Source organism: Ligilactobacillus agilis DSM 20509, from assembly GCF_001436215.1.
In the GTDB taxonomy this organism is placed as follows: domain Bacteria; phylum Bacillota; class Bacilli; order Lactobacillales; family Lactobacillaceae; genus Ligilactobacillus; species Ligilactobacillus agilis.
Genome location: NZ_AYYP01000011.1, coordinates 21098 through 45552, shown reverse-complemented (window position 1 = coordinate 45552; position 24455 = coordinate 21098). Strand labels below are relative to the sequence as shown.

Below are 24455 nucleotides of genomic sequence, written 5' to 3'. Positions count from 1 at the left end.
TGAGGGCTATCCCTCCAGTGGTTAAAACCACTGGTATCCCGCCCTAAATTAATGAACCTAGTAATTACCCAGGTGCAAGAACAACTGACCGCTGCTAAAACGGCGGGCAAACGGGTAATCTTTTTGACTCACTTTGTGCCCCACCGCGATTTACTTTGGGCGCGGCCGGGGTTAGAAGAAGACATGAGTGGCAAGCAGCTGACTTTGAAAACCAATGGTTGGCTAGCTTACAGGAAATTAAAATCAACTAGGCAGTTAGCAAGTCTTGCTAACTGCCTAGCTTTTTAGATAATAATGCCCTGACAATGGTCGAGTTCATGCTGAATAATCTGAGCTGGAAAATCACTGAAGGTCTGCCTTTGTTGTTTAAAATGCTCGTCTAAGTAAGTCACCTCAATACTGTGATAGCGTTTAGTTTTCCTGGTTCCTACCAGTGATAAGCAGCCTTCCTCAGTCTCATAGGGTTTGAATTTCTTATTAATCTTAGGGTTAATCATAACTAGATTAAAGACCCCTAGTGAAATGATAATGATATTTTTGTGAAAGCCAATCATATTGGCAGCCATCCCTACACAGTGCTCCTTATGGGCAAGCAAGGTATCCTTTAAATCCTGGACAATTTGGAGGTCGCCTGGGCCTGCGGGCACGCTTTTTTGCTGTAAAACTGCTTCGTCTTTAATAATTTCTCTAATCATAATAATTCCTTTCCAAGTAAAAAGGATGCCCAAAGACATCCCTAAGTACTTAATTCGCAGGTACAAAGTGGTTAATCACTTGCGCCTTGTCATTCCAAAAGCCGGTCTTAACCGTGCCTAAAATTTTGTTAGTCGGTACGAAGCCGTAATAGCGGCTGTCGTTTGAAGCAGCCCGGTTATCACCTAAAACAAAGTATTTACCCTTGGGTACGGTAAATATTTGCCCGCTACCAAGGGTTACGCCCTTAGCCTCGTTAGCTTGAAGGGTTAGGGTACCAGCAACTTGTTGCTTTTTTGTGATGTAACTTTGTGATTGCCGGACGCCGTTAACGTAAAGTTTGCCGTCATTTTTGTATTCAATTTTATCACCCGGAAGCCCGATAACCCGCTTAACGTATTTATCCTTAGGTTGCGCGTTAGCATCGACCCCGTAAGCATCAAAAACGATGACCGTGCCCCGCTTGATTTTGCCCTGTTTGAACAAGGCAACCAGTTCATTATTTTGTAAGTTAGGATACATTGAGGTCCCATCGACCCTAACTAAAGAAAAGAAGTAGGTTTTAATCACTAAGGCGATTAATAACCCGAGGATAATCGGCCATAACCAGCCCATAATCTCCTTAAATTTTGACATATAAATTCCTCCACTATAATAAGTTTAGTAAATACTCGTGACTTTTAACCTGTTCACTGGCATCCAGCTGATCTTTTAGGTTGATTTCATAGATGCTAGTAGCAGCTGGATTAAGCCTTGGTAGCACCCGGCGCCAATCAATTAACCCCTGCCCTAAAGTTAGACTATCGTGAGTTTGACCATACGAGTCCACTAGGTGATAATGAACAATTTGATCTTTTAGTCTCGTCAATGAGGCTAGTAGTTTTTCGTTATTAGCTTTAACCTTGATAAAACAGTGCGAAGTATCAAAGGCTAGGCGGTAATTTTTAGCCAGAATTTCTTCGTCACTGTCCTGTTCTCCATAATAAAAGATAGGTGAGATGGAATTTTCAAACATGATGTGTACTTGGCCCAACTGTTTGAAGTAATCCAGGCGTTTAAAGGCCGCCGCCTGTGCTGCCTTTAGGTTAGGGTACATGGAGATAAAGGTCTGAGTCTGGCGCGAGTAAGATCCGTGCACTAAGACTTGTAAATTATAATCAAAGGCTAACTGCAAGAGATCGTTAGTTGACTTATCTATAAAATAATAAAGCTCACGACATTGTTCTTGTGGAGCAATCAGTTCGGTAAAGGTATCACGGTAACGCATGGGATGGTGTAAAACAATCTGCTTGATACCCGCCGCCTTAACTTCTTCAATTGCTACTTGTAGCCGCTTTAAACCGTCGTTAGTAAAATCACTTTCGGCGGTGAAAAATTCAAAGACCTCCGGTTTGTATTGCAGTCGATCTTTAACCTGGCGCAAGTCCGCACTAGCTTTAAGCCCCAAGGGAATTTGCATAACATAACCTCTTTTCAAAAAATAAAGGGTGTAACCATAAGGTCCACCCTCTAAACTTATTAAGCTTTGTCAATATCGCGCATCCATGCTAAGGCAAGGGCTTTTTCACCAAGATGGGTACCGATAACAGGACCGAAGTAACTGATGTCAATTTGACAGTCAGGGTACTGGGCCTTTAACTTTGCTTGCCATTTTTCGGCCGCTGGTAAATCGTTAGCGTGAATGACAATAATTCTAACCGGGTAGTTGATGTGCGCCATTTCTTCGGCAAATAAATCTTCTACTCGCTTTAAGGCCCGTTTAGTAGAACGAACCTTTTCAAAGGCGATAATCTTATGACTATCATCGTCAAAGGTTAGAATGGGTTTGATTTTCAAGACGTTACCGATAAAGGCAGAAGCATTAGAAAGCCGGCCCCCTCTAACGAGGTTTTGTAAGTCATCCACGATAAAATACTCGTTAGTAGTAGCTCGTAAAGCGTCCAAACGACCTAAAATTTCATCTAAACTAGCACCTGCTTGGGCTAAGCGAGCAGCCTCGATGACTAGGTTTCCCATCAACATTACTGTGATTTGGGAATCGTAAGGAACTAACTTAATGTCTGTTAGTTCATCCGCAAGATTTACTAAAGTTTGGTGTAGTCCCGAAATTGTACTTGCTAAGTGAATACTAATTACGGTATCGTAACCTTCTTTACCTAAAGATTGATATAATTCAATTAATTCCCCAACGGCTGGCTGTGAAGTGCTAGGAAAAGTTTCAGAAGTACGTAATTTTTCATAGAACTCTGCGGTTGAAATATCTTCCCCCTCATTATATACCTGTCCATCAATAATAAAGGGAATAGGTACCACTTTGATGTTATATTTTTCTACGGTTTCCTGTGGAAGGTAGGCCGTACTGTCTGTAACAACAGCAATTTTCATTGTGCTTGCACCTACTTTATAAATTTTTCGCAAATTAATCATACCATACAAAACTAGCTGCTACTAGCTTTCATGGTAAAATTACCCAATTAGTTATAATTATGGACGAAAATAACCAAAAGTGCAAATTAAATTAAGGTTAAGGTCTGTCAATAATTTTTTTGACTGCTAATTTACCTACGTCAAACCTCAAAATGTTAAATGGCTAGTCAATATGATAAAATTGAAGCTGAACTTATTTTTAGATAGAAAGAATGTGAATGACCATGTCTTATGATGGCCTTTTTACACACGCAATGGTCCAAGAATTGCAAGCTAAGTTAGTTGAGGGCCGGGTGATGAAAATCTCCCAACCCTACCCTAACGAAGTAATTTTAACAATTAGGTCGCAGCGGAAAAACTATCCCTTGCTCCTATCTGCTAACCCCAGTTATGCGCGGGCGCAGATAACTACCATCCCCTATACAAACCCCCCGGTACCAACGAACTTTACGATGATGTTGCGTAAATACCTAGAAGGGGCGCGGTTGGTGGCAATTGAACAACTAGAGTGCGACCGGGTGATTAATTTTGCCTTTAGCAACCGCAATGAGCTTGGTGACAAGCTCCCCCTCCTACTAAGTATTGAAATTATGGGCCGGCATAGTAACGTAATTTTGATCAACCAAGCCGAAAATAAGATTATTGATACGATTAAGCACGTCGGTTTAGATCAAAATCGCTACCGGACCTTACTACCAGGTTCAACTTACCGCCTGCCCCCTAAACAGGCTAAGCAAAACCCCCTAACGGCTAGTCCGGCTGACTTTGAGCAATTAGTAGCAGCTTACCCTAACCGTGAGGTTTTAGCCAAGGAATTACAGGCAAATTTCCAAGGCTTAGCCCTTGATTCAGCCCTTTATTTAGCCGATTATTTCCACCAAGCTGGGGTTAGTGCGGCTAGTTTGGCTGCTTTATGGGCTAAATTAGCTCAGCCTACTCCTAGTTTGCTAACGGAACCCAAACTAAACTTCAGTGCCTTTGATTACCCGTCAGCTACGGCTAGCACCCGCTTTGAAAGCCTAAGTGAATTATTAGACGAATTCTATGGGACTAAGGCAACGAGAGATCGGGTTAAGCAACAAGGTGCCCGGCTAATCCTAGTGGTCAAGAATAATTACAAGAAAAACAAAAAGAAACTAGGTAAGCTAAAGCGAGAATTAGCTGCTACCGAAAATGCGGACGACTACCGTCTAAAAGGAGAACTATTGACCACCTACTTGTATCAGATTGAACCTAAGCAAAAAACGGTAACTTTACCTAATTATTATGCTAATGAACAGCCGGTAACTATTAGTTTAAAACCCCAACTTAGCCCCGCACAAAATGCCCAAAGTTATTTTAAACGCTATACCAAGCTAAAAAATGCGGTCGGCTACATTAACGAACAAATTAGTTTAACCGAGCAGGAGTTGGCCTACCTCGATAGTATCCAGGCCCAAATCGAATTAGCGGAACCTAAGGACTTGCCAGATATCGCCCTGGAATTAGAAAGCGGTGGTTACCTTAAAAAGCCTAAGCAAAAGGCCAAGCGTAAGCCAAAGTTAAGTCAGCCAGCTAAGTTTAAGGCTAGCGACGGCAGCGAAATTTTAGTAGGTAAAAATAACCTGCAAAATGACCGCCTCAGTCTAAAAACGGCTGCCAAAAATTATTGGTGGTTACACGTCAAAGATATTCCGGGCTCCCACGTAATCATCGCTAACCCTCATCCTAGTGAGGAAACCCTCTTAGAGGCGGCTAACCTAGCGGCCTACTATTCTAAGGCCCAAGGTTCCGCAAACGTAGCGGTTGACTATGTACAGGTAAAACACCTGCGCAAACCCAACGGAGCTAAGCCTGGATTTGTGATTTACGAAGGCCAACAAACCTTGTTTGTCACCCCGGACAAGGAGTTAGTAGCGCGCTTAAAAGCCAAATAAAAAAAGTCATGTACTCACATTAACGTGAATACATGACTTTTTTCTTACTCTTCCTTGGCTTCACTCAATGGTTGCCAAGTTAACGGTAGACCTTGACTATCGATATCTAGGATATAAGCCCCGTTTGAATAACGATCACCAAAGGAGTGTGCAGCGTAAGAAATGGTGATTTCTTCTTGGTGGTCAGTAATGAGCTGCACCTTGTCTTCAGTAATTATTCGCGCTAACACAATCCGGTGAGGGTTGCGCTTTAATTCCCGCATGATTTGGACACCGCGCCGGGCCCGGGTAGTCTTAGCTACCTCAGAAACCTTCATTTTCTTAAAGGCCCCGCGATTCGTTACCAAAGCAACTGCTTGCTTCTCGTCTGTAAGTATAACGCTAGTTAAGTAATCATCCCTAAGATCCATGCACTTAACCCCGGCGGCCTTAGCACCATTGACAGGAACCTCGCTTAAATCATAACGTAGGCCATATGCCCCGTAGGTAACACAAAAGACCTCTTTATTAGCTAATTCAGCTTGGCTTCCATAAGCAATGAGGATTAATTCATCATCGGCTTGCTTTAACTTCATAAAACTAGCAGCCCGTGACTTGTAGGTCCGGCCCGGCTTTAAATCACTCAGCGGTGTTTGCTTGATAAAGCCATTCTTGGTTGCAAATACGAATAAGCCCTCAGTCTCTAACGTGTTAAAGATGTAAGCCTTCAAGACAATTTCATCAGGACCTAACCCGACTGTTTGTGACAGGTGTTCCCCGGTATCCTTCCACCGTTCTTCGCTGATTTCATGGACTGGCCGGTAAATTAAATGGCCCTTGTTGGTGAAGATTAAAAGGTGGTCTAAGGTATTGGCTGTTTGTTGTAAAACGGGATAGTCTTCGTCTTTCAAGCCATTTTCGCCATCCCCAGAAGCGTTAAACGACCGCAAGGAAGAACGCTTTACGTAGCCATCATGAGAAACAAGGACCATAACTTCTTCTTGGGCAACAGTCACCTCTGTATCGACTTGAATAGTTTCAATCTCAGCTTGAATCTCGGTCAAACGGGGACTAGCGTATTTCTTAGCCAGGGCGGTGAGTTCTTTTTTAATCACCTTATCTAGTTCCTTTTGACTAGCCAAGATTTTTTCGTAGCGCGCAATCTTTTGGGCTAAGTCTGCCGCTTCCTTTTCTAGCGCGGTTACATCGGTATTAGTTAAACGGTAGAGTTGCAGGGACACAATTGCTTCAGCTTGTGCTTCGCTAAAAGCAAAGTTAGCGATTAAGTTAGCCTTAGCATCCCCTTTATTCTTTGAAGCCCGGATGGTTTTAATAACTTGATCTAGGATAGATAAAGCTTTGATTAACCCGGCCACGATGTGTTGGCGTTTTTTGGCTTTGGCTAAATCGTATTGCGTCCGCTTGCTAGTTACCTCACGTTGGTGCTTAATATAAGCCTCTAAAATCGTCTTCAAACCGACGTGCTCAGGACGCTTGTTATTGATAGCAACCATGTTAAAGTTATAGGAAATTTGTAAATCCGTATTCTTAAAGAGGTAGTTTAAAATCCCTTGGGCGTTAGCATTTTTCTTTAACTCGACTACAATCCGTAAACCTTCTCGGTCACTTTCATCCCGAACTTCAGCCAGGCCCTCGACCTTTTTAAGTAGGCGTAATTCGTCAATGCGCTTGACCAGTAAGGACTTGTTAACTTCGTAAGGAATCTCTGTGATAACAATTTGTTCCTTACCACCCCGGATGGCTTCAATCTCGGTTTTGGCCCGTAAAATAGAGCGCCCCCGGCCTGTTTGGTAAGCTTGCTTAATGCCGTCTAGCCCCTGTAAAATTCCCCCGGTTGGGAAGTCGGGCCCTTTAACAAATTGCATCAAGTCATCAAGGCTGGCTTGGGGATGTTCGAGGAGGTGGATGGTGGCTGCCACCGTCTCGCCTAGATTATGGGTTGGGATTTCGGTAGCGTACCCCGCCGAAATCCCGGTGGCACCGTTAACTAATAAGTTAGGAAAGCGGGCCGGTAAAACGGTTGGTTCGTACTCGGTATCATCGAAGTTTAAAACCATTTCAACGGTGTCTTTTTCAATATCCTTTAGCATCTCCCCGGCAATCTCGGCCAAGCGCGCTTCAGTATAACGCATCGCTGCCGGAGGATCGCCGTCCATGGACCCATTATTTCCGTGCATTTCAATTAAGGGGTCACGCAATTTCCAGTTTTGACTAAGGCGGACCATCGCCTCGTAAATAGAACTATCACCGTGAGGGTGAAAATTCCCCATGACATTTCCGACCGCTTTAGCCGACTTGCGAAATGGTTTGTCAAAGGTATTTCCATCCTCATTCATGGCAAAGAGGATTCTTCTTTGCACGGGCTTTAAGCCATCGCGAATATCAGGTAAGGCCCGTTCCTGGATGATGTACTTAGAATAACGACCGAAACGTTCACCCATTACTGCTTCAAGCGAGAGTTCTTGAATATTATTGTGTGCCAAAAAATCACTTCCTTAATCATCTAGTCATCAAGTAAGCTAGCCTGCTTTAAATCCGCGGAACTGACACTACCATTTTCTTGGTGTGCTCCTTCTGCCGCGGCTGTATCTAAAAGGCTGCCGTCTTCTTCCAAGGTAAACTGAACATTTTTTTCAATCCACTTACGTCTAGGTTCAACCTTATCGCCCATCAAAGTCGTTACCCGTTTTTCCGCTAGGGCTTCATCGTCAATCTTAACTCTAACCAGGGTCCGGGTTTCGGGGTTCATGGTTGTTTCCCAAAGTTGGTCGGCGTTCATTTCCCCTAGTCCCTTAAATCTTTGCAGGGTAGCGCCTTTGCCCAATTCTTTTTGAGCTAATTCTAACTCAGAGTCGGTCCAAGCATAACGAATTTGCGCCTTCTTTTTAACCTGTTTTTGTAATTTATACAAAGGTGGTAAGGCAATATAAATCCGGCCCGCATTAATCATTGGCCGCATGTATTTATAAAAGAAAGTTAATAGCAAAGTCTGAATGTGGGCTCCGTCGGTATCAGCATCCGTCATGATAATGACTTTATCGTAGTTAGCGTCCTCCAACTTAAACTCGGGTCCAACCCCAGCCCCAATGGTATAAATCATTGTATTAATTTCTTCATTTTTGATAATGTCTTGTAACTTAGCCTTTTGGGTATTTAGCACTTTTCCCCGCAATGGTAAGATGGCTTGGAACTTGCGGTCACGCCCTTGTTTAGCAGAACCGCCGGCAGAATCACCTTCAACTAAGAAGAGCTCATTTTTCTTGGCATTCTTAGATTGTGCCGGGGTTAGCTTTCCTGATAAGTTCCGTTCGACCTTTCTTTTTTTCTTGCCAGAACGACTTTCATCCCGGGCTTTACGGGCCGCTTCCCGCGCTTCTCTTGCCTTTAGGGCCTTTCTAACTAACTCTTGTGCAAACTCACCGTTTTCCATTAAATAGTAGGTTAGTTGTTCGCTGACAATGCTATCTACAATCGTCCGCGCCTCAGGGCTACCGAGTTTGCCCTTGGTTTGGCCTTCAAATTGGAGTAACTCCTCAGGTACCCGGACGGAAACAACGGCTGCCAACCCTTCCCTAACGTCGCTACCTTCAAGGTTCTTATCCTTATCTTTTAGGAGGTTAACTTTACGGGCGTACTCATTAAAGGCCTTGGTCCAGGCTGACTTCATCCCCGCTTCATGAGTTCCCCCGTCTTTAGTCCGGACGTTATTAACAAAGGACATAATTGTTTCGGAGTAACCATCATTGTATTGACCAGCCACTTCGACTTCAATCCCATCCTTGCTGCCTTCAAAGTACATTACCGCCCCGAGCGTATCCTTATCTTCGTTAAGGTAGCTAACAAATTCTTTAATTCCCTCTGCAAATAAGAAGGTGTCACTTGTGTCAGTGCGCTCATCTGTTAGGGTAATCTTAACTCCTTTTAGGAGGAAGGCCGCTTCCCTCAAGCGTTCGGCTAGGGTCTCATAGTTAAACTTAGTCGTTGAGAAGATAGTAGCGTCGGGAGTAAAGGTAACGGTGGTCCCACTTTGACGCTTAGTTTTGCCTAACTTACGCAAAGTTCCGACCGGTTTGCCCCCGTCAACAAAGTCTTCTTCGTATTCAATCCCATCACGGACAGTGTTAACTGTCAATTTAGACGATAAGGCGTTAACAACGGAAGCACCGACACCGTGAAGCCCACCGGATGTCTTGTAGTCGCCTTGCCCGAATTTTCCCCCGGCATGGAGGACCGTGAAGATGACTTCAACGGTTGGGATTCCTAATGAGTGCATGCCGACTGGCATCCCCCGGCCGTAATCAACAACGGTAATTGAATTATCTTTGTGAATAGTTACATCAATTTGTTTACCATAGCCAGATAAGGCTTCATCGACTGCATTATCTACAATTTCATAAACCAGGTGATGAAGGCCACGCGCATCCGTTGAACCAATATACATTCCCGGCCGCTTTCTAACGGCTTCAAGTCCCTTCAAAACCTGAATGGAATCGTCATCGTAGTTTGGTTTTTTTGCCATTAAATTTCCTCCTTTTTAGGATTCGTGCGCCTAAAAATGAGCGCAGTATCGTTTCTATGATAACTTAAATAAGTTCACTAAGTAAAGTTTTCTTTGATTCCAAATACTTATCTTAGCAAAATTCGAATATATGTTCAAGGATTATTATAATTTAATTTGTGGAGCCCCTATTAGCGTGCTACAATTAGTTGGTAAGTTTTTTTAAGGGGGACCTTTTTTGAATTCAAAAATTATCTTAATGTTGGTCATTGGCTACCTCTTGGGGTCAATTCCTTCTGGAGTTTGGATTGGCAAAATCTTTTATGGTAAAGATGTCCGCCAATTCGGAAGTGGTAATATGGGAACCACCAATACTTTTAGGGTCTTAGGTAAAAAGGCCGGAATTATTGTCTTATTGATGGATATGTTTAAGGGCACCTTAGCAGCCTGCCTGCCCGCCTTATTTCACTCAAACGCCAACGTCTTGTTAATTGGACTAGCCGCCATTATCGGCCATGTTTTCCCAATCTTTGCTGGCTTTAAAGGTGGTAAGGCTGTTGCTACTAGCGTGGGGGTCTTATTGATTTATAACCCACTTTTCTTTGGAATTTCATGGGCAATCTTTTTGATTACCCTTTACCTGACCAGCATGGTTAGTGTTGCCAGCATGCTAGGTTTTACTTTAACTGCAATTATTTCACTTTTTTTTGGAGATTGGATCTTAATTATCGTTGCCTTTGCCCTCACCATCTTTGTATTTATTAGACACTGGGGCAACATCGAGCGGATTAAGAATGGAACGGAAAGTATGGTTCCATTTGGACTTGGCTATAGCCGCCGGCAAAAACAAGTAAAATAATGACTAAAAAACAGTCCCTAAATTTAGGGACTGTTTTTTTAGCTCTAATTACACATTAAAAGACCGTAATTTCGTATTGATGATTAAAGCTAGCTGCTTTATCTAGGCGATTAATCGCATACTTTTGGGTGAAGTCGCCGTTACTGTCAGTAGTATCGGCCAACCCCCACCAAGGTTCTAGGCACACAAATTGGCCTTCCTTAGGATAAGTGGACCAAATTCCCATGAACTTGGCGTCAGTGACACTCAAGCTCACACCATGACCGCTTGTCTTAGAAGTTAAGCTAACCTTGGTTGGCTTTTGTTCCAAATCATAGATTAACGCGTCATCCTTGAATAACTCCCGGCTAACTGTTGCTGTTGGGGCGCCTAACCGAGCACTGTCAATATCGGTTAGGCCGTTAGTCAAAGGAATCTTAGGTAAACGGTAGTCGGCACTAAAAGTTAGTTCATAGTCGCTAAAGCTTTCCTTAGGTGTTAGCGGGGTCTTAAAGGCAGGGTGGCCACCAATGCCAAAGTAAATTGGCTCTTGGCTTGGATTATCTACCTGGTAACCAACAACTAACCCACTAGCAGTTAATTCATAGCTTAGTTGTAAGCAAAAATCAAAGGGGTAAAGTTCTTTGCTAGCTTCATCTGCTTTTAGCTCTAACACAACTTTGGTGGCCGTTTGTTCTCTGATTGCAAAATCCCGGTCCCGGGCAAAGCCGTGTTGGCCTAAATGGTAGGTTTTACCTGCAACTTGATACTGATCATCCTTAAGGCGGCCAACAATTGGAAATAAGACGGGGGCTTGCCGACCCCAATACTTGGCGTCACCGGCCCAAATATATTCCAAGCCAGTTTCCTTACTTCTTAAAGAAGCTAGTTCGGCCCCGTGTTCTTTGATAGTTGCAACTAAGTAATCATTTTCTAAAAAGACTGCCATATTATTACCCCTTTTCTTAAAGAATATAGCGACTTAAGTCTTTGTCACCAGCAATTGAGCCAATCTTATCAGTTACGTAAGCTTCCGTAATGGTAATTTCGCCCATTTGCATATCAGGCCCTTCATAAAGCAGGTCTTCTAGTAATTTTTCTAGGATGGTGTGTAACCGCCGGGCCCCAATGTTTTCGGTTTCATGATTAACCTTGTAGGCAATTTCAGCAATCTTTTGAATAGCTTCCTTAGTAAAGGTTACTTGAATATTGTCTGTCCCAATTAAGGCCATATATTGCTTGATTAAAGCGTTGGTTGGTTCGGTTAAAATCCGGTAGAAATCTTCGGCCTTGAGTTCCTCTAATTCAACTCGGATTGGGAAGCGGCCTTGCAATTCGGCAATCAAGTCACTAGGTTTACTTTCGTGGAAAGCACCTGAGGCGATAAATAAGATGTGGTCGGTCTTTAATAGCCCGTACTTAGTCTTAACTTGGGAGCCTTCAACGATTGGTAAAATGTCGCGTTGAACCCCTTCACGTGAAACTTCACCACTAGCTTGCTTTGACTTAGAGGTAATCTTGTCGATTTCGTCGATAAAGATAATCCCAGTATTTTCTGCCCGTTTAATGGCTCCATCGGCTAAGTCAGCGCTATTGACCAGTTTAGCTGACTCTTCTTTGATAAAGACTTCCCGGGCTTCCTTAACGGTCATGGTCCGCTTCACCATTTTCTTTGGCCTTAAGGCACCTAGGGTCTCATTTAAGTCAATCCCCATTGAGCCTAGCATATCATTTTGAGGACTGAAGGTTTGGTTAGCTTCTTCAACTTGGATGGTAACCTCGGTATTTTCCAGCAACCCACGTTTAAGTTGTTCACTGACGCTTAAACGTTCATTTCTAATTGCATCCGTTACTTCTTCTTGTTCTTCTGGCGCTTGTGTCAAATAATCAGGTAACTTACCACTTTGTAAGTCCCGCATCATTTGCATTAAGTTAGGTTGTTGTTCTTTTTGTTCCTTCTTTTTAGCTGGAACTAAAACTTTGATTAGGCGCTTATCGGCCCGTTGAGCGGCTTGGCTCCTAACTTCTTTATAGAGTCTATCTTCTTCTTGTTTATAGGCAACTTCCGCTAAGTCCCGGACCATTGATTCAACGTCTCTGCCGACATAACCAACTTCGGTAAACTTAGTGGCTTCAACCTTAATGAAGGGGGCGCCCACAATTTTAGCCAACCGGCGGGCAATTTCGGTTTTACCTACCCCGGTAGGACCAATCATTAAGACATTTTTGGGGGTAACTTCTTCTTGCATTGCAGGGTCTAACTGCATCCGGCGGTAACGATTTCGTAAGGCGACTGCAATCGCCTTTTTAGCCTTAGCTTGACCGACCACATATTGATCAAGTTCAGCTACAATTTGTTTAGGTGTTTTATCAGTTGCTTTCACAAAAAGGCCTCCTTTATAATTCTTCGGCAATAACATTGTGGTTGGTGAAGATGTCAATATCACCGGCAATGTTGATGGCGGCTTTGGCAATTTCAATGGCGGACATGTCGCTAGCGTGTTTGGTTAACGCCTTGGCAGCGGCTAAGGCGTAGTTACCACCGGAACCAATGGCTAAGACATTATCGTCTGGTTCAATGACTTCTCCGGAACCGGATACCAATAAAATGGTGTCCTTATCCATCACAATCAAAAGGGCCTCTAATTTTTGCAAAGCTTGGTCACTGCGCCATTCTTGCGCAAGTTCAACGGCGGCCCGTTGTAAGTTACCACTGTATTCATTTAATTTCTTTTCAAACCGTTCTTCCAGGTTAAAGGCATCAGCCACACTACCTGCAAATCCTACTACCACTTGGTCGTTGTAGATTCGTCTAACCTTGTGGGCCGTATTTTTCATAATTACCTTTTCGCCCATTGTTACCTGACCATCACCGGCCATGGCACAGTGTCCGTTATGTCTAACGGCACAAATGGTTGTTGCGTGAAATGAAACTGTCATTAACTTTTTTCCTCCTCTAAGCTCGTGGGAAAAACTTGCGGTAGTCCCGTTGCAAGTGCTCTGGGGTCACGTGCGTATAAATTTGAGTCGTAGATAAACTACTATGTCCCAATAACTCTTGCACCGCCCGTAAGTCGGCACCGTTGCTCATTAAATGGGTAGCAAAGGTATGCCTTAATTCGTGGGGGTGAATCGTCGTTTCAAGCGAGCTTTTTTTAATAATGCTATTTAAAATATAGGTTATTCCGGCTGGCGTTAGCGGATCACCATAGTGATTTACAAAGACATAGGGATGGTCCTTATGATACTTGGCCATTATTGGAGTACGAGCGAGCTCAAAATAGCGTTCTAATGCTTGCTTACAGTAACGGCCAAAGGGAACGTAACGATCCTTTGACCCCTTACCGTGTAAAAGCATTGCCTCCATGGAAAAATCAATCGCTTCCATGGTTAAACCGGTACACTCACTCACCCGCATTCCGGTGGCATACAAGGTTTCAAGTAAGGCGTTGTCCCTGACTATTAGTGGCTCATCTCCCTGGGTGGCTGCAAATAAGGCATTCATTTCCTGTTCGTAAAAGAAATGAGGCAAGCTTCTAGGCCGCCGCTTAAGCTGAACGTAGGCAAAGGGGTTATTGCTAGCGTAATCATTTTTCATCAAAAAGCGGTAAAAGGTTCTCAAACTTGAAATTCGCCGTGAAATTGAGCTAGTTTTATAATTTTGTTCGTATAAATAGCTCATATAGGCATGGACATCTAAGTTAGAGATAGTCGCAAATGATGCCGCCCCCCCACTTTCGTCTAAAAAGGTCACAAAATTTTGTAAATCCTTTTCGTAAGCTAGCGCCGTCTTAGCCGAATACTGGCGCTCGACTAAGAGATACTTCTTAAATTCTGCTAACCACTCTTTTTCCAAGTAAATCACTCCTTAAAACATATTTTCTTACATTGGTCAAAGATAGTCAAGCACCCACGCAAGACTTAAGTAAATGCTTACTAAATTAATCTACCTGCCAGCGGTAATAAGGACAGTGCATGGTTTGTGGTACAGCTTGCCAATTAACGGTATGCCCGGCTCCATGTGAACAAAAGACAGATTGCGGGGTGTTGTCCGCGTCACTTTCTGGTTGGTAGTCACTTGCCGCTAATACTTCTGCTTGATTATGGCAAGGGTAGTAGCCGGCAAAACTCAGTTCAATCAGGCCTTCCCCGTGGCTAAGAGAACGTAAGCTGGTAGGATAGGAGCGCATAGTCGCTACCGGTGCCTTCCCAACTAAAATATTACCCTTACTCTTAGTCGAATCCAGCTTTCCAGCTAAGCGGCTAATATCGGTCATCACCTTTCCTATTAAATCCTGGTTGACCTCAATTACAAAATCATACCAAGGTTCAAGCAACTGGCAGTTACCGCGCCGTCTTAACTCCATTAGTCCCTGCCTTACTGCCCTACTAGTGGCTTTGCGAAAATCACCGCCCTCAGTATGCTTTAAGTGGGCCTTACCGCCGACTAGGGTTAGCTTAACATCGGTTAAGGAAGCCCCAATTAAGACGCCCTTGTGTTCCTTTTGTTTTAGAGCCGTCATAATCTGACTTTGATAATTACTTGCGAGTAGCTCTAAACTACAATCACTAGCAAAGCTAAGCCCTGCGTTAGGGTTTGGTTCTAAGTAAATGTGGGCCTCAGCATAGTGACGAAGGGGCTCGAAGTGCCCTACCCCTTCAACTGGGGCGGTAATTGTCTCTTGATAGAGGATGGAACCTTGATCAAAGCCCACTTCTAGGTTGAAGCGCTCTTTTAGTAAGGCCTGTAAAACCTCAAGTTGGATTTTACCCATCACTTGCACAGCCAGTCGTTGCAACTGGCTAGACCAGCTGACTTGAATTTGGGGATGCTCGTCTTCTAGCAGCTTAAGAGCTGGCAATACCTCGTGAATATCATGCCCCTTTAAATCAACTTGATAGCTCAAAACCGGCTTCATCACGGGCTGGGTGTTCTCAATTCTTAATGCCTGACCAGGATAGGTCTTGGTTAACCCGGTTAACGCTGCGACTTGCCCGGCGATTAATTTGGGGCGCAGTTCAAACTTGGCCCCATCATAGACCCGAATTTGATTGAGCTTTTCGCCAAATAAAACATCTTTGGGTTGAAGGCTGCCGCCATACATACGGACCCAAGTCAAACGTTGGCCTTGGGTATCATGGCTTATCTTAAAAACCCGTAAACTTAGGTCGGTTGGGGCTTGGTTGACCCTTGTCCACTGGTCTAGGCCGGCTAAGAAGTCTTTGATACCTCTTAGTTTGAGGGCGGCTCCAAAGTAAACCGGAAAAACCTGCCGCTTGGCAATTAAATCAAGAATTTGGCTGTCTGATACAGTTCCCGTTTCTAAAAACTGGCTCAAAGTTGCCTCATCTTGAAGGGCGATTTCTTCTAAATCTGGCTGCGAAAAAGCAAGGCATCCTTCCGCTAACTCCGCTTTGAGCCTAGCCAAAATGCTAGCCTGGCTCTCAGTGCTTGCATCAATCTTATTGACGAAAATAAAGGTGGGGACCTGGTAGTGGGCTAATAATTTCCACAGGGTCTTCGTTTGTTGCGAAAGTTTGTCCGGAGCAGCAATAACCATAATGGCGTAGTCTAAAACGGCTAGCACAGCTTCTGTTTCCTCGATAAAATCAAGGTGACCAGGAGTATCTAATAAGTTTAAGCTGGTATTGCCAGTCGTAAGTTTAGTCTGGTGCGAAAAAATCGTAATCCCCCGCTGTTTTTCCAAACTAGCTGTGTCAAGGTGGGCGTCCCCCTTATCAACTCGGCCTAAATTTCTAAGTGCCCCGGTTTCATAAAGTAGCGCTTCTGATAAGGTCGTTTTACCCGCATCAACGTTGGCGATAATGCCGGTGACAATTTCTTTCACGTTTTTCACCTCATTTTAAAATTAAAACCGAGTACGAGGCAAACTCCCTCAATACTCGGTTAGTAATAAATCTATAGGGTTTTTTCTGCCTTAAAAGCATCTAAGGTTGTCAAAGCTCTTTGTGAGAGCTGTAAATTCCGTTCGCGCTTGTCCCTAATCTTTTGCTTGAGTCGGGGCACAATCCCAAAGTTAGCATTAATTGGTTGGAAGTTCTTCTTGCTTGCATGGGTAATATAGTGAGCCATAGCCCCCATCATGGTTTCCGTTGGGAAAACGACTGGCTCTTGGCCTAAAGCAAGCCTTGCCGCATTAATTCCGGCATAAAGCCCACTAGCAGCACTTTCTACGTAACCTTCCACCCCGGTCATCTGCCCAGCAAAGAAGAGGTCGGACCGTGCCTTGGTTTGATAGGTTGCCGTCATCATTTCAGGCGACCGTAAGTAAGTATTACGGTGCATTACCCCGTAGCGCACAAAGCGGGCATTTTCTAAACCAGGAATCATCGAGAAGACCCGTTTTTGTTCTCCCCACTTGAGGTGGGTTTGGAACCCAACGATGTTATACAAGTCCCCTACGGCGTTATCTTGACGTAGTTGGACTACCGCAAATGGTTCTTTGCCCGTCTTAGGGTCTTCCAAACCGACTGGTTTTAGCGGCCCAAAGAGCATGGTTTTTGCCCCCCGACTAGCCATTTCTTCAATCGGCATGCAACCTTCGAAGAATTTTTCGTCTTCAAAATCGTGTAATTCGGCCATTTCGGCGTTAACTAGCTCCTTATGAAAGGCGGTAAATTCCTCTTCTGTCATCGGGCAGTTAAGGTAAGCTGCTTCCCCCTTATCATAACGTGACTTAAGGTAAACTTTATCCATGTCTAACGAGTCCTTAGCCACAATAGGGGCAGCCGCATCATAGAAATACAAGCCGTCATCACCAGTAAACTTAACGATTTCCTTTGCTAAAAGGTCGGATGTCAACGGACCTGTCGCAACTACAGTTAAGCCACTAGGGATGCTAGTCACTTCTTCAGTAATTACTTCAACGTTGGGGTGGTTCTTAACTGCCGCGGTAATTGCCTTGGAAAAGGAATCACGATCAACGGCCAATGCTCCCCCAGCGGGGACGTTATGCTTGTCAGCAGCTTGCATTACAACCGAATTTAACTGCCGCATCTCTTCTTTTAATAAACCGACCCCATTGGTTAATTGATTTGCCCGTAAGGAGTTGGTACACACTAACTCCGCAAAATTCTCAGTATGGTGGGCTGGCGTTTGCTTAACTGGGCGCATTTCGTAAAGACGAACCTTTACGCCCCGATTTGCAATTTGCCACGCGGCCTCACTACCGGCTAACCCGGCTCCGATAACATTAACAGTCGCTACCATAAAAATTTCTCCATTCTATTTTTGAATTGCTTCTTCGTAATCACAGTTACTACATTTAACTTGCATTCCCTGCTTAGTTTTCTTACTAATTAGGTAATGTTGACACTTAGGACAGTCGCGGCCAACCGGCTTATCCCAGGAAACAAAGTCACAGTCTGGGTAACGGGAACAGCCATAAAAAGTCCGGTTTTTCTTTGATTTTCGTTCGACCACCTGTCCTTCTTTACATTGCGGACAAGTCACCCCAATTTCCTTGATGATGGCTTTAGTATTCCGGCAATCAGGGAAACGACTGCAGGCATAGAATTTACCAAAGCGGCCTAACTTAATAACCATTGGGGCCCCACAGATTTCACAGTCAATTCCGGCGGGTTCGTCCTTGATTTTAACCTTAGCCAGTTTTTCGTCAGCAGCACTGACTTCCTTAGCGAACGGCTGGTAGAATTCATCAATGACTTTGACCCACTGCCGCTTTCCTTCTTCAACGCTATCTAGGTCGTTTTCTAGCTTCGCCGTAAACCCAACGTTTAAAATATCTGGGAAGCACTCTTCCATAATGTGGTTGACAATTTCCCCTAGTTCCGTTGGTTCAAACTTACGGGCTACCAATTTAACGTAATAGCGCTTTTGAATGACGCTTAAAGTTGGGGCGTAAGTTGAAGGCCGGCCCACCCCATTTTCTTCCAAGGTCCGGATTAAACTAGCTTCCGTATACTGGGCAGGTAGAAGGGTAAAGTGTTGGTTAGGTTGGTTAGCAACTAGTGTGACCTGATCACCCTCTGCTAAAGCAGGTAAGAGGTTATCCTTGCGTTTAGACTCTTGGTAAACCTTGGTAAAACCAGGAAACTTCATCTGCGAACCATTAGCCCGGTAAGTCCGGCCATTTTGTTCAATATCGACGCGAACAGTATCGATTACTGCCGGAGTCATTAGGGAAGCCACAAACCGTGACCAAATCAAACTGTAAAGTTTTAACTGGTCCTTAGTTAAATAAGGTTCTAATTCTGCCGGCGTTCTTAGTACAGATGTTGGCCGAATTGCTTCGTGGGCATCCTGGGCTCCTTCGCTGAGTTTAACCGCTTGGGGTTTTAAGGCTGCGTACTCCTCACCATAAGTATCGTGAATGAAGCTAGCCGCTTGGTGCTTAGCTTGGTCGGAAATACGGGTTGAGTCCGTCCGCATATAAGTGATTAACCCAACGGCGCCCCCCTTGCCTAGACTAATTCCTTCGTAGAGTTGTTGAGCTAACATCATAGTCTTAGAGGTCTTAAATTTCAAGACGTTATTGGCAGTTTGTTGCATCGTTGACGTCGTAAAGGGCTGGTTGGGTTTACGTAGCCGTTCGCTCTTTTTAACCGTCGTTACGGTAAATGGTTGGTTTTTATCAAGTGGCGCGAGGATTTCTTTTACGTCGTCGTTATTTCCTAACTCTTTTTTCTTCCCCGCTAACCCATAAAAACTAGCCGCAAATTGCTTCTTATCCTTACTAAATTCGGCGTCAATCGTCCAATACTCTTCCGGCTTAAAGTTCTTGATTTCTTCTTGGCGTTTAATAATCAAATTAAGCGCAATTGACTGAACCCGGCCAGCAGATAAGCCTTTTTTAACCTTGGACCATAGCAAAGGGCTGATTGAATAACCGACTAACCGGTCTAAGACCCGCCGTGCTTGTTGGGCATTAACCTTATCCATATCAATTGCCCGCGGAGTTTTAAAGGCATTTTTGACCGTTTCCTTCGTAATTTCGTTAAAGGCAACCCGGTTCTTGTCTTGAGGATCTAGGTCCAGTAAGTGGGATAAATGCCAAGCAATCGCTTCTCCTTCCCGGTCCGGGTCAGATGCTAAGTAGACATGAGCTGCTTTTTTAGCTTCCTTGCGTAATTCCTTGATAACCGGGCCCTTACCCCGAATGGAAATATAATGGGGTTCGTAGTTATTTTCAATGTCAATCCCCATCGTACTCTTAGGTAAATCCCGAATATGACCGACACTGGCCATCACCTTATAACGTGAACCAAGGTACTTGCCAATCGTTTTAGCTTTAGATGGTGATTCCACAATCACTAAATTTTTCTTTACTTTACGTTTACTTGTTTTCTTCTTTGTTTTTGTCGCTTTAGTAGCACTTTGAGTAGGCATTCAGCTAACCCCTCCTTCGTAAGTAAGACTTCTTACTCAAAAATCCATTTTATCGTATTGCATAAGAATGCTCTTTGTCAAGTCAGACTACTTTTCGTTTGGGGAAATTTAATACTTTCAACTATCTGAAAATCAAAATGAAAGCTTTTCAAGACTGGTTTTTTTACTCAAGCTTAGCTAACTAAAAATTTTTTCTACTATTATATTAATTGATTGGCAAATTCGGCAAGAATATCGTCAGGCTGACTGACTAACTTAGCTCCCGCCGCAATTAGTTCGTTACACCCACAACTAATGTCGCTTGTAATCTCCCCTGGCACAGCGAGAACATTGCGGTTATTTTGTAAGGCCAGGTTGGCCGTAATTAAACTCCCACTATGATGTCGGGCCTCTACAACCAAGATGCTGTCACATAATCCCGCAATAATCCGATTGCGTTCAGGAAAATGATGGCGCAGTGGTTGGGCGCCAAGGGGGTATTCGCTTAATAAGAGCCCGGCTTTTGCAACCCTAGCTTGCAAATTACGATTTTGCCTAGGGTAAGCACTATCTAGCCCCGTACCAATTACACCAATGGTAGCTTGATTAGCAGCTAAGGTTAGTTGGTGACACAAGGCATCCACCCCCTTAGCCAGGCCACTGATAGTAACAATTCCCTTAGCCAAGACAGGTTTTAAGAGCTTCGTTAATGCTTCTAGTGCGTATGCATCTGCTTGCCTAGCACCAACAATTGCTAAGCAAGGTTTTTTTAGTAAGGCGAGCTTACCTTGATAAAATAAGACGGTTGGGGGGCGAAAACTCTCCCTTAACTTAAGGGGATAGTCTTGGTCGAGGATGGTTACAACCTGACTGACCTGTAAGTTAGCCCGTAATTGCTCAACTAACTCTGCGCACTCTAGCTGTGCTATCAGCTTGTGACTTTTTGCGGGTGTAAGCTTCAAGACTTGAGTTAACTCATTTTTAGTCGGCAGCCGCTGATAGATACGTAAGAAGGCGGCAACCCGCAACTCGTTGGCATTGCCAATCCCTTCACACAGATGGAGTAGCATTAAAAATGTTCGTAAGTCCATAAAAAAACCTCCTAATTTTTGCTGTCCCTATATTAAGATACGCAAAAATAGGAGGAATTAATTTATTTTTGTAAGGCTTTTTTTACTGGTTCAAAACTATGGCGGTGAATGGGGCTAGGACCTAACTTGGCCAGGCCAGCTAAATGCTGTTTTGTTCCGTAACCATCGTTTTGGACAAAACCATAGCCAGGATAAACCCGCTCATAAAATTGCATTAGGTGGTCACGGTAAACCTTAGCTACGATACTAGCAGCGGCCACCGAAGCGGATTTAGCATCGGCCTTGATTAACTTTAACTGGGGGATGGTACTGTCAATCGTCATTGCGTCAATAATTAGTTGTTGGGGTTGAATTTGTAAGTTAGCCACCGCTTCCTTCATGGCCAAACGACTGGCTTGGTAAATGTTAACTTCATCAATTACCTTATTAGAGGCCACACCTATTCCCACTGCTAGGGCTTGCTCAAGAATTTTACCGTAAAGTTCTTCTCGCTTTTTAGGACTCAGCTGCTTAGAATCGTTAACTTCGCTTAAGGCAAAATCAGTCGGTAAGATTACGGCCGCTGATACTACCGGCCCTGCTAATGGGCCCCGGCCAACTTCATCAATCCCAGCAATATAAGCGATACCTTGTCTCCAAAAAGAGCGTTCGATTTCCAACCGTTTTTCAAATTCAAGTTGCTTTTGCGCTAGGCGGGCTTGCTTCTTATCGTAGCTATTGAGCGCACTAATAACCCCCTTACGATCATCTTGACGAAAGCTAGCTAGCTCAGCTGCGGTTAAATCCGCACTTGCTAGGCGGTCCTTAATTGCTTTAATGGTTAGTTTTTCAGTCATTTTTAACCTCCGCGGCACTAACCGGAACAAAATCAAGCGTATATCTTCCCAGCTTGCCCCGCCTAATTTCAAAAATCAACCGTTCGCTAGCACGGTCGTAGTCATCCTTAAAGCCCATCTTCCGTGTCAGCTCCAAAAGCAATTCAACCGTGGTATCGTCCAAGTTAGCTTGCGTTAACTTGTAACGTTCCATTAAGGCTTGGGGGTTAGTATCATTAAAATGTTCCAAAGCATATAAGGCCACGTCATCTTTATTATAAAGGGTGTCCTTAATCGCCCCCGTTAAAGCTAATTTTTTACCAACCAGTGGGTCTTCAAATTTAGGCCATAAAATCCCTGGGGTGTCCAGTAATTGCAGGCTGCTTCCGGCCTTTAGCCACTGTTGTGATTTGGTTACCCCTGGTTTATTACCAACTTGAGCCACGTTTTTCTTTACTAAGTGGTTTAACAGGGTTGATTTACCAACATTAGGGATGCCAATGCACATTACCCGGATTCGTTGGTTCATAATCCCCTTAGCTTCCTTGGCCGCTAATTTATCCGCTAAAACCTCCTTAATCTTTTTTTCAATAACTTTCAAGCTACCCTGGGTACTATTTACAGCGACCGCAGGTTGTCCCATTTCTTCGTAATACTTAAGCCAGCCGGTAGTTTGCTTAGGGTCGGCTAAATCCATTTTAGTTAACACTAAAATACTAGGTTTATTAGCCAACAATTCCTTTAATTGGGGGTTACGCGAGGATTCTGGCAAACGTGCATCCACCAACTCAAGGACAATGTCAACTAATTTCAAATTTTCTTTAACTTGTCTGAGGGCCTTAGCCATGTGCCCTGGGAACCATTGGATTGTTGTCATGAAAAAACAGTCCTTTCTGAAATAAAATTTCCAATCTCTTTCATTTTAGACCATTTTTAACGTGAGGTAAATGTAAACAAGCCCCAGTTAAAGTATTTCGGCTTTAACTTGGGCCCGCGGAGGGTCAGATTTAATTTTTGGTCTAAGCTACAGTCATGGTACGTTCGTAAGCTTCAAGTGCTTCTTGTTTGTCCAAATAAAAACATCACCGTCAATTACGCCATAAAACGTAACCAACGGTGATGTTACTTTAGTTGTTTTTTTATTCACCCAGTGCCTTAAGGCCGGCTTCATAGGCATTATCATGTTCAGTAACTTTCGTAGCAACTTGGGTTTCAAGCTTGACTACCGTTTGCTTATCAGCTTGACCACTAGTAGCCAACCCATTAGCACTTTGGAAGTTAGTAACTGCTTCCTTGGTATCTGCTCCGTAGTAACCATTAGCTTGGCCCTTGAAGTAACCTAGATAAGCCAGCATTTTTTGCAGGCTCTTAATTTGGTTAGAAACCTGGCCTTCTTGGTAGGTTTTCTTAGTATTGATGGCGGCTAGACTTGCAACTGCCGGGTAATCAGCCTTAATCGTTGGCTTAATGCCAGTCTTATTGATCCACTTACCATTGGCAGTAAGCCACTTATCAATCGTTAATTTAAGTTCCGTTCCATCCTTAAATTCTTGGGTGGTTTGCACGGTTCCCTTACCGTAAGTGGTTGTTCCCACTAATTTAATATTAGCTGATTCATTCAAAGCGGAAGCAAAGATTTCTGAAGCGGAAGCAGACCCGCCGTTAACTAAGACCACAGTCGGTTCAGTAATCTTAAAACCCTTGCTATAGTCTTTGCTGGACTTATAAACTTCAACCTGACCATCGCGCCCTTGAACCTGCATAATATTTTTTCCGTTTTTAACAAACATAGATGCCATTTGTAAGGCCGTTGTCATTAACCCACCTGGGTTATCGCGCACATCGACGATAAATGACTTGGCCCCTTTTTGGCGCAACCGCTTGATTTCTTGCTTAAATTCTTTAGCGGTGTTGGTTGAGAAAGTTGTCACCCGCAGATACCCCACGGTCTTATCCTTAGCATCAAGGTTACCATAAACGGTTGCAACGGGGATGCTTGCCCGCTTAACGGTCTTAGTAAAACTAGTTTGCCCGCGTTTAACGGTTAGGGTAACACTTGTCCCCTTCTTTCCCCGAATTTTGGTAATAACCTTTTCTAGTGCTAAGCCCTTGATGGATTTACCATCGATTGCGGTAATAACGTCTTTAGCCTTTAAACCTGCCTTAGCTGCTGGGGTCTTACTGATTGGCGCGATAACTTTAATGTAGTCACCATCCTTTTGTACCTCGATTCCAATTCCAACAAAACTACCAGAAATGGTGTTGTTCAAACTATTAGCTTCAGATTTGGTCATGTACTCAGAGAACGGATCGTTTAAGGCTTTAAGCATCCCATCAATCGCACCCTTTTCTAACTTAGTAGCATCAACTTTACGATAGTAGTTGTAATACAGGGTTTGATAAACAGCTTGGATTTTCGCCATCGAGGCGTTGACCGTTTGCGCATCCCTAACAGTTTTATACATAAAGGCATAGGTTCCCCCAGCCCCGATTAACAGACTAATAACGCCCGTTAAGATTAAAGTCCACAGACTGACTTTTTTTGCTTGCTTTTTAGGTTTACTTTCTTTTGCCACCTAAAATACCTTCTTTCTTAGGCCATTTTTTCTAAATAAGCTTCCCAGGCTTGATCAAAAATTGTCATGCTAGGAAGGTAAGAGCCGTTTAATTCTAAGTATTGTGAGACCTCGTCATAATCGCTAGCTTGCTTAGGAAAAGCTTGGTCATAAAAGGCATTATTGGCAAATTGAGCTAGTTCGTCTTGACTATTGGGATTTCTCAAGGTCATCAAATAGCGGTAAAAACTTTGGCGCACAAACATCATCCTC

21 protein-coding genes are annotated in these 24455 nt (G+C 43.8%); 3 read left to right on the top strand and 18 right to left on the bottom strand.

Annotated elements, in window-relative coordinates:
* Positions 1-51 precede the first annotated feature (51 nt).
* Entirely contained in the window at positions 52-288 is a 237-nt protein-coding gene (locus tag FC14_RS01800) for a hypothetical protein (protein WP_056976045.1), read from the top strand.
* Here the strand turns inward: FC14_RS01800 and FC14_RS01795 are convergent.
* Genes FC14_RS01795 through FC14_RS01780 form a run of 4 tightly spaced genes read right to left on the bottom strand, consistent with a single transcriptional unit; the run spans position 285 to position 3078 of the window.
* Positions 285-695, bottom strand: coding sequence for a peptide deformylase (locus FC14_RS01795; protein ID WP_056976043.1), 411 nt, complete (start codon positions 693-695; stop codon positions 285-287). The genes FC14_RS01800 and FC14_RS01795 overlap by 4 nt on opposite strands.
* 49 nt (positions 696-744) lie before the next feature.
* Entirely contained in the window at positions 745-1329 is a 585-nt protein-coding gene (gene lepB, locus FC14_RS01790; protein ID WP_050612197.1) for a signal peptidase I, read from the bottom strand.
* Between the two features lie 13 nt (positions 1330-1342).
* Positions 1343-2152: a sugar phosphate isomerase/epimerase family protein gene (locus FC14_RS01785; protein ID WP_056976042.1), complete on the bottom strand. Its 810-nt coding sequence runs from the start codon at positions 2150-2152 to the stop codon at positions 1343-1345.
* Positions 2153-2211: 59 nt separating this feature from the next.
* Positions 2212-3078, bottom strand: a complete 867-nt coding sequence (locus FC14_RS01780) for a DegV family protein (RefSeq protein ID WP_056976040.1) — start codon at positions 3076-3078, stop codon at positions 2212-2214.
* Positions 3079-3344: 266 nt separating this feature from the next.
* Here FC14_RS01780 and FC14_RS01775 point away from each other — a divergent pair, with 266 nt between their 5' ends.
* Positions 3345-5036 (top strand): NFACT RNA binding domain-containing protein, encoded by a 1692-nt coding sequence (locus tag FC14_RS01775; protein WP_056976049.1) that lies wholly within the window; start codon positions 3345-3347, stop codon positions 5034-5036.
* Between the two features lie 44 nt (positions 5037-5080).
* On the opposite strand, the gene parC is transcribed toward FC14_RS01775, so the two are convergent.
* Together parC and parE are read right to left on the bottom strand one after the other, a co-directional pair.
* Complete coding sequence (gene parC / locus FC14_RS01770; protein ID WP_056976047.1) at positions 5081-7477, bottom strand: DNA topoisomerase IV subunit A; 2397 nt, start codon at positions 7475-7477, stop codon at positions 5081-5083.
* 62 nt (positions 7478-7539) lie between these two features.
* Positions 7540-9555 (bottom strand): DNA topoisomerase IV subunit B, encoded by a 2016-nt coding sequence (gene parE, locus FC14_RS01765; protein ID WP_056976038.1) that lies wholly within the window; start codon positions 9553-9555, stop codon positions 7540-7542.
* Between the two features lie 217 nt (positions 9556-9772).
* Here parE and plsY point away from each other — a divergent pair, with 217 nt between their 5' ends.
* Entirely contained in the window at positions 9773-10393 is a 621-nt protein-coding gene (gene plsY / locus FC14_RS01760; RefSeq protein WP_056976035.1) for a glycerol-3-phosphate 1-O-acyltransferase PlsY, read from the top strand.
* Positions 10394-10448: 55 nt separating this feature from the next.
* Here plsY and FC14_RS01755 read toward each other — a convergent pair whose 3' ends face one another.
* The 12 genes from FC14_RS01755 to FC14_RS01700 form a co-directional block, all read right to left on the bottom strand.
* A complete protein-coding gene (locus FC14_RS01755; protein WP_056976033.1) occupies positions 10449-11321 on the bottom strand; it encodes an aldose 1-epimerase family protein in 873 nt (290 codons plus the stop codon).
* Between the two features lie 16 nt (positions 11322-11337).
* Positions 11338-12756 (bottom strand): ATP-dependent protease ATPase subunit HslU, encoded by a 1419-nt coding sequence (gene hslU / locus FC14_RS01750; protein WP_089145006.1) that lies wholly within the window; start codon positions 12754-12756, stop codon positions 11338-11340.
* Positions 12757-12769: 13 nt separating this feature from the next.
* Positions 12770-13312: an HslVU peptidase proteolytic subunit gene (gene hslV, locus FC14_RS01745; protein ID WP_050612204.1), complete on the bottom strand. Its 543-nt coding sequence runs from the start codon at positions 13310-13312 to the stop codon at positions 12770-12772.
* Positions 13313-13328: 16 nt separating this feature from the next.
* Positions 13329-14228 carry a tyrosine recombinase XerC gene (gene xerC / locus FC14_RS01740; RefSeq protein ID WP_056976029.1) on the bottom strand — a complete coding sequence of 300 codons (900 nt, stop codon included), beginning with the start codon at positions 14226-14228 and terminating at the stop codon, positions 13329-13331.
* Positions 14229-14313: 85 nt separating this feature from the next.
* Positions 14314-16221 carry an elongation factor G gene (locus FC14_RS01735; RefSeq protein ID WP_056976027.1) on the bottom strand — a complete coding sequence of 636 codons (1908 nt, stop codon included), beginning with the start codon at positions 16219-16221 and terminating at the stop codon, positions 14314-14316.
* Between the two features lie 71 nt (positions 16222-16292).
* The gene (gene trmFO / locus FC14_RS01730; RefSeq protein ID WP_056976025.1) at positions 16293-17603 is read right to left on the bottom strand and encodes an FADH(2)-oxidizing methylenetetrahydrofolate--tRNA-(uracil(54)-C(5))-methyltransferase TrmFO; all 1311 of its coding nucleotides are present in this window, start codon (positions 17601-17603) and stop codon (positions 16293-16295) included.
* Between the two features lie 15 nt (positions 17604-17618).
* Positions 17619-19742, bottom strand: coding sequence for a type I DNA topoisomerase (gene topA / locus FC14_RS01725; protein WP_056976023.1), 2124 nt, complete (start codon positions 19740-19742; stop codon positions 17619-17621).
* A 200-nt stretch (positions 19743-19942) separates the two neighbouring features.
* Positions 19943-20812 (bottom strand): DNA-processing protein DprA, encoded by an 870-nt coding sequence (dprA, locus tag FC14_RS01720; protein ID WP_056976021.1) that lies wholly within the window; start codon positions 20810-20812, stop codon positions 19943-19945.
* A 62-nt stretch (positions 20813-20874) separates the two neighbouring features.
* On the bottom strand, positions 20875-21648 hold the full coding sequence (locus tag FC14_RS01715) for a ribonuclease HII (RefSeq protein WP_056976019.1): 774 nt from the start codon (positions 21646-21648) through the stop codon (positions 20875-20877).
* The gene (ylqF, locus tag FC14_RS01710; protein ID WP_050612211.1) at positions 21641-22504 is read right to left on the bottom strand and encodes a ribosome biogenesis GTPase YlqF; all 864 of its coding nucleotides are present in this window, start codon (positions 22502-22504) and stop codon (positions 21641-21643) included. The genes FC14_RS01715 and ylqF overlap by 8 nt, the downstream gene beginning before the upstream one ends.
* Positions 22505-22766: 262 nt before the next feature.
* On the bottom strand, positions 22767-24203 hold the full coding sequence (locus FC14_RS01705; protein ID WP_056976017.1) for a S41 family peptidase: 1437 nt from the start codon (positions 24201-24203) through the stop codon (positions 22767-22769).
* A gap of 17 nt (positions 24204-24220) precedes the next feature.
* Positions 24221-24448, bottom strand: a complete 228-nt coding sequence (locus FC14_RS01700) for a YozE family protein (RefSeq protein WP_050612213.1) — start codon at positions 24446-24448, stop codon at positions 24221-24223.
* Between the last annotated feature and the right edge of the window lie 7 nt (positions 24449-24455).

What these genes read in the sequence shown, in the direction of transcription:
- hslV (WP_050612204.1), bottom strand. Translation starts at nt 13,312, where the DNA reads ATGACAGTTTCATTTCACGCAACAACCATTTGTGCCGTTAGACATAAC.
- dprA (WP_056976021.1), bottom strand. Translation starts at nt 20,812, where the DNA reads ATGGACTTACGAACATTTTTAATGCTACTCCATCTGTGTGAAGGGATT.
- FC14_RS01755 (WP_056976033.1), bottom strand. Translation starts at nt 11,321, where the DNA reads ATGGCAGTCTTTTTAGAAAATGATTACTTAGTTGCAACTATCAAAGAA.
- ylqF (WP_050612211.1), bottom strand. Translation starts at nt 22,504, where the DNA reads ATGACAACAATCCAATGGTTCCCAGGGCACATGGCTAAGGCCCTCAGA.
- FC14_RS01800 (WP_056976045.1), top strand. Translation starts at nt 52, where the DNA reads ATGAACCTAGTAATTACCCAGGTGCAAGAACAACTGACCGCTGCTAAA.
- parE (WP_056976038.1), bottom strand. Translation starts at nt 9,555, where the DNA reads ATGGCAAAAAAACCAAACTACGATGACGATTCCATTCAGGTTTTGAAG.
- FC14_RS01785 (WP_056976042.1), bottom strand. Translation starts at nt 2,152, where the DNA reads ATGCAAATTCCCTTGGGGCTTAAAGCTAGTGCGGACTTGCGCCAGGTT.
- FC14_RS01780 (WP_056976040.1), bottom strand. Translation starts at nt 3,078, where the DNA reads ATGAAAATTGCTGTTGTTACAGACAGTACGGCCTACCTTCCACAGGAA.
- FC14_RS01795 (WP_056976043.1), bottom strand. Translation starts at nt 695, where the DNA reads ATGATTAGAGAAATTATTAAAGACGAAGCAGTTTTACAGCAAAAAAGC.
- topA (WP_056976023.1), bottom strand. Translation starts at nt 19,742, where the DNA reads ATGCCTACTCAAAGTGCTACTAAAGCGACAAAAACAAAGAAGAAAACA.
- FC14_RS01715 (WP_056976019.1), bottom strand. Translation starts at nt 21,648, where the DNA reads ATGACTGAAAAACTAACCATTAAAGCAATTAAGGACCGCCTAGCAAGT.
- FC14_RS01775 (WP_056976049.1), top strand. Translation starts at nt 3,345, where the DNA reads ATGTCTTATGATGGCCTTTTTACACACGCAATGGTCCAAGAATTGCAA.
- lepB (WP_050612197.1), bottom strand. Translation starts at nt 1,329, where the DNA reads ATGTCAAAATTTAAGGAGATTATGGGCTGGTTATGGCCGATTATCCTC.
- parC (WP_056976047.1), bottom strand. Translation starts at nt 7,477, where the DNA reads ATGGGTGAACGTTTCGGTCGTTATTCTAAGTACATCATCCAGGAACGG.
- trmFO (WP_056976025.1), bottom strand. Translation starts at nt 17,603, where the DNA reads ATGGTAGCGACTGTTAATGTTATCGGAGCCGGGTTAGCCGGTAGTGAG.
- FC14_RS01700 (WP_050612213.1), bottom strand. Translation starts at nt 24,448, where the DNA reads ATGTTTGTGCGCCAAAGTTTTTACCGCTATTTGATGACCTTGAGAAAT.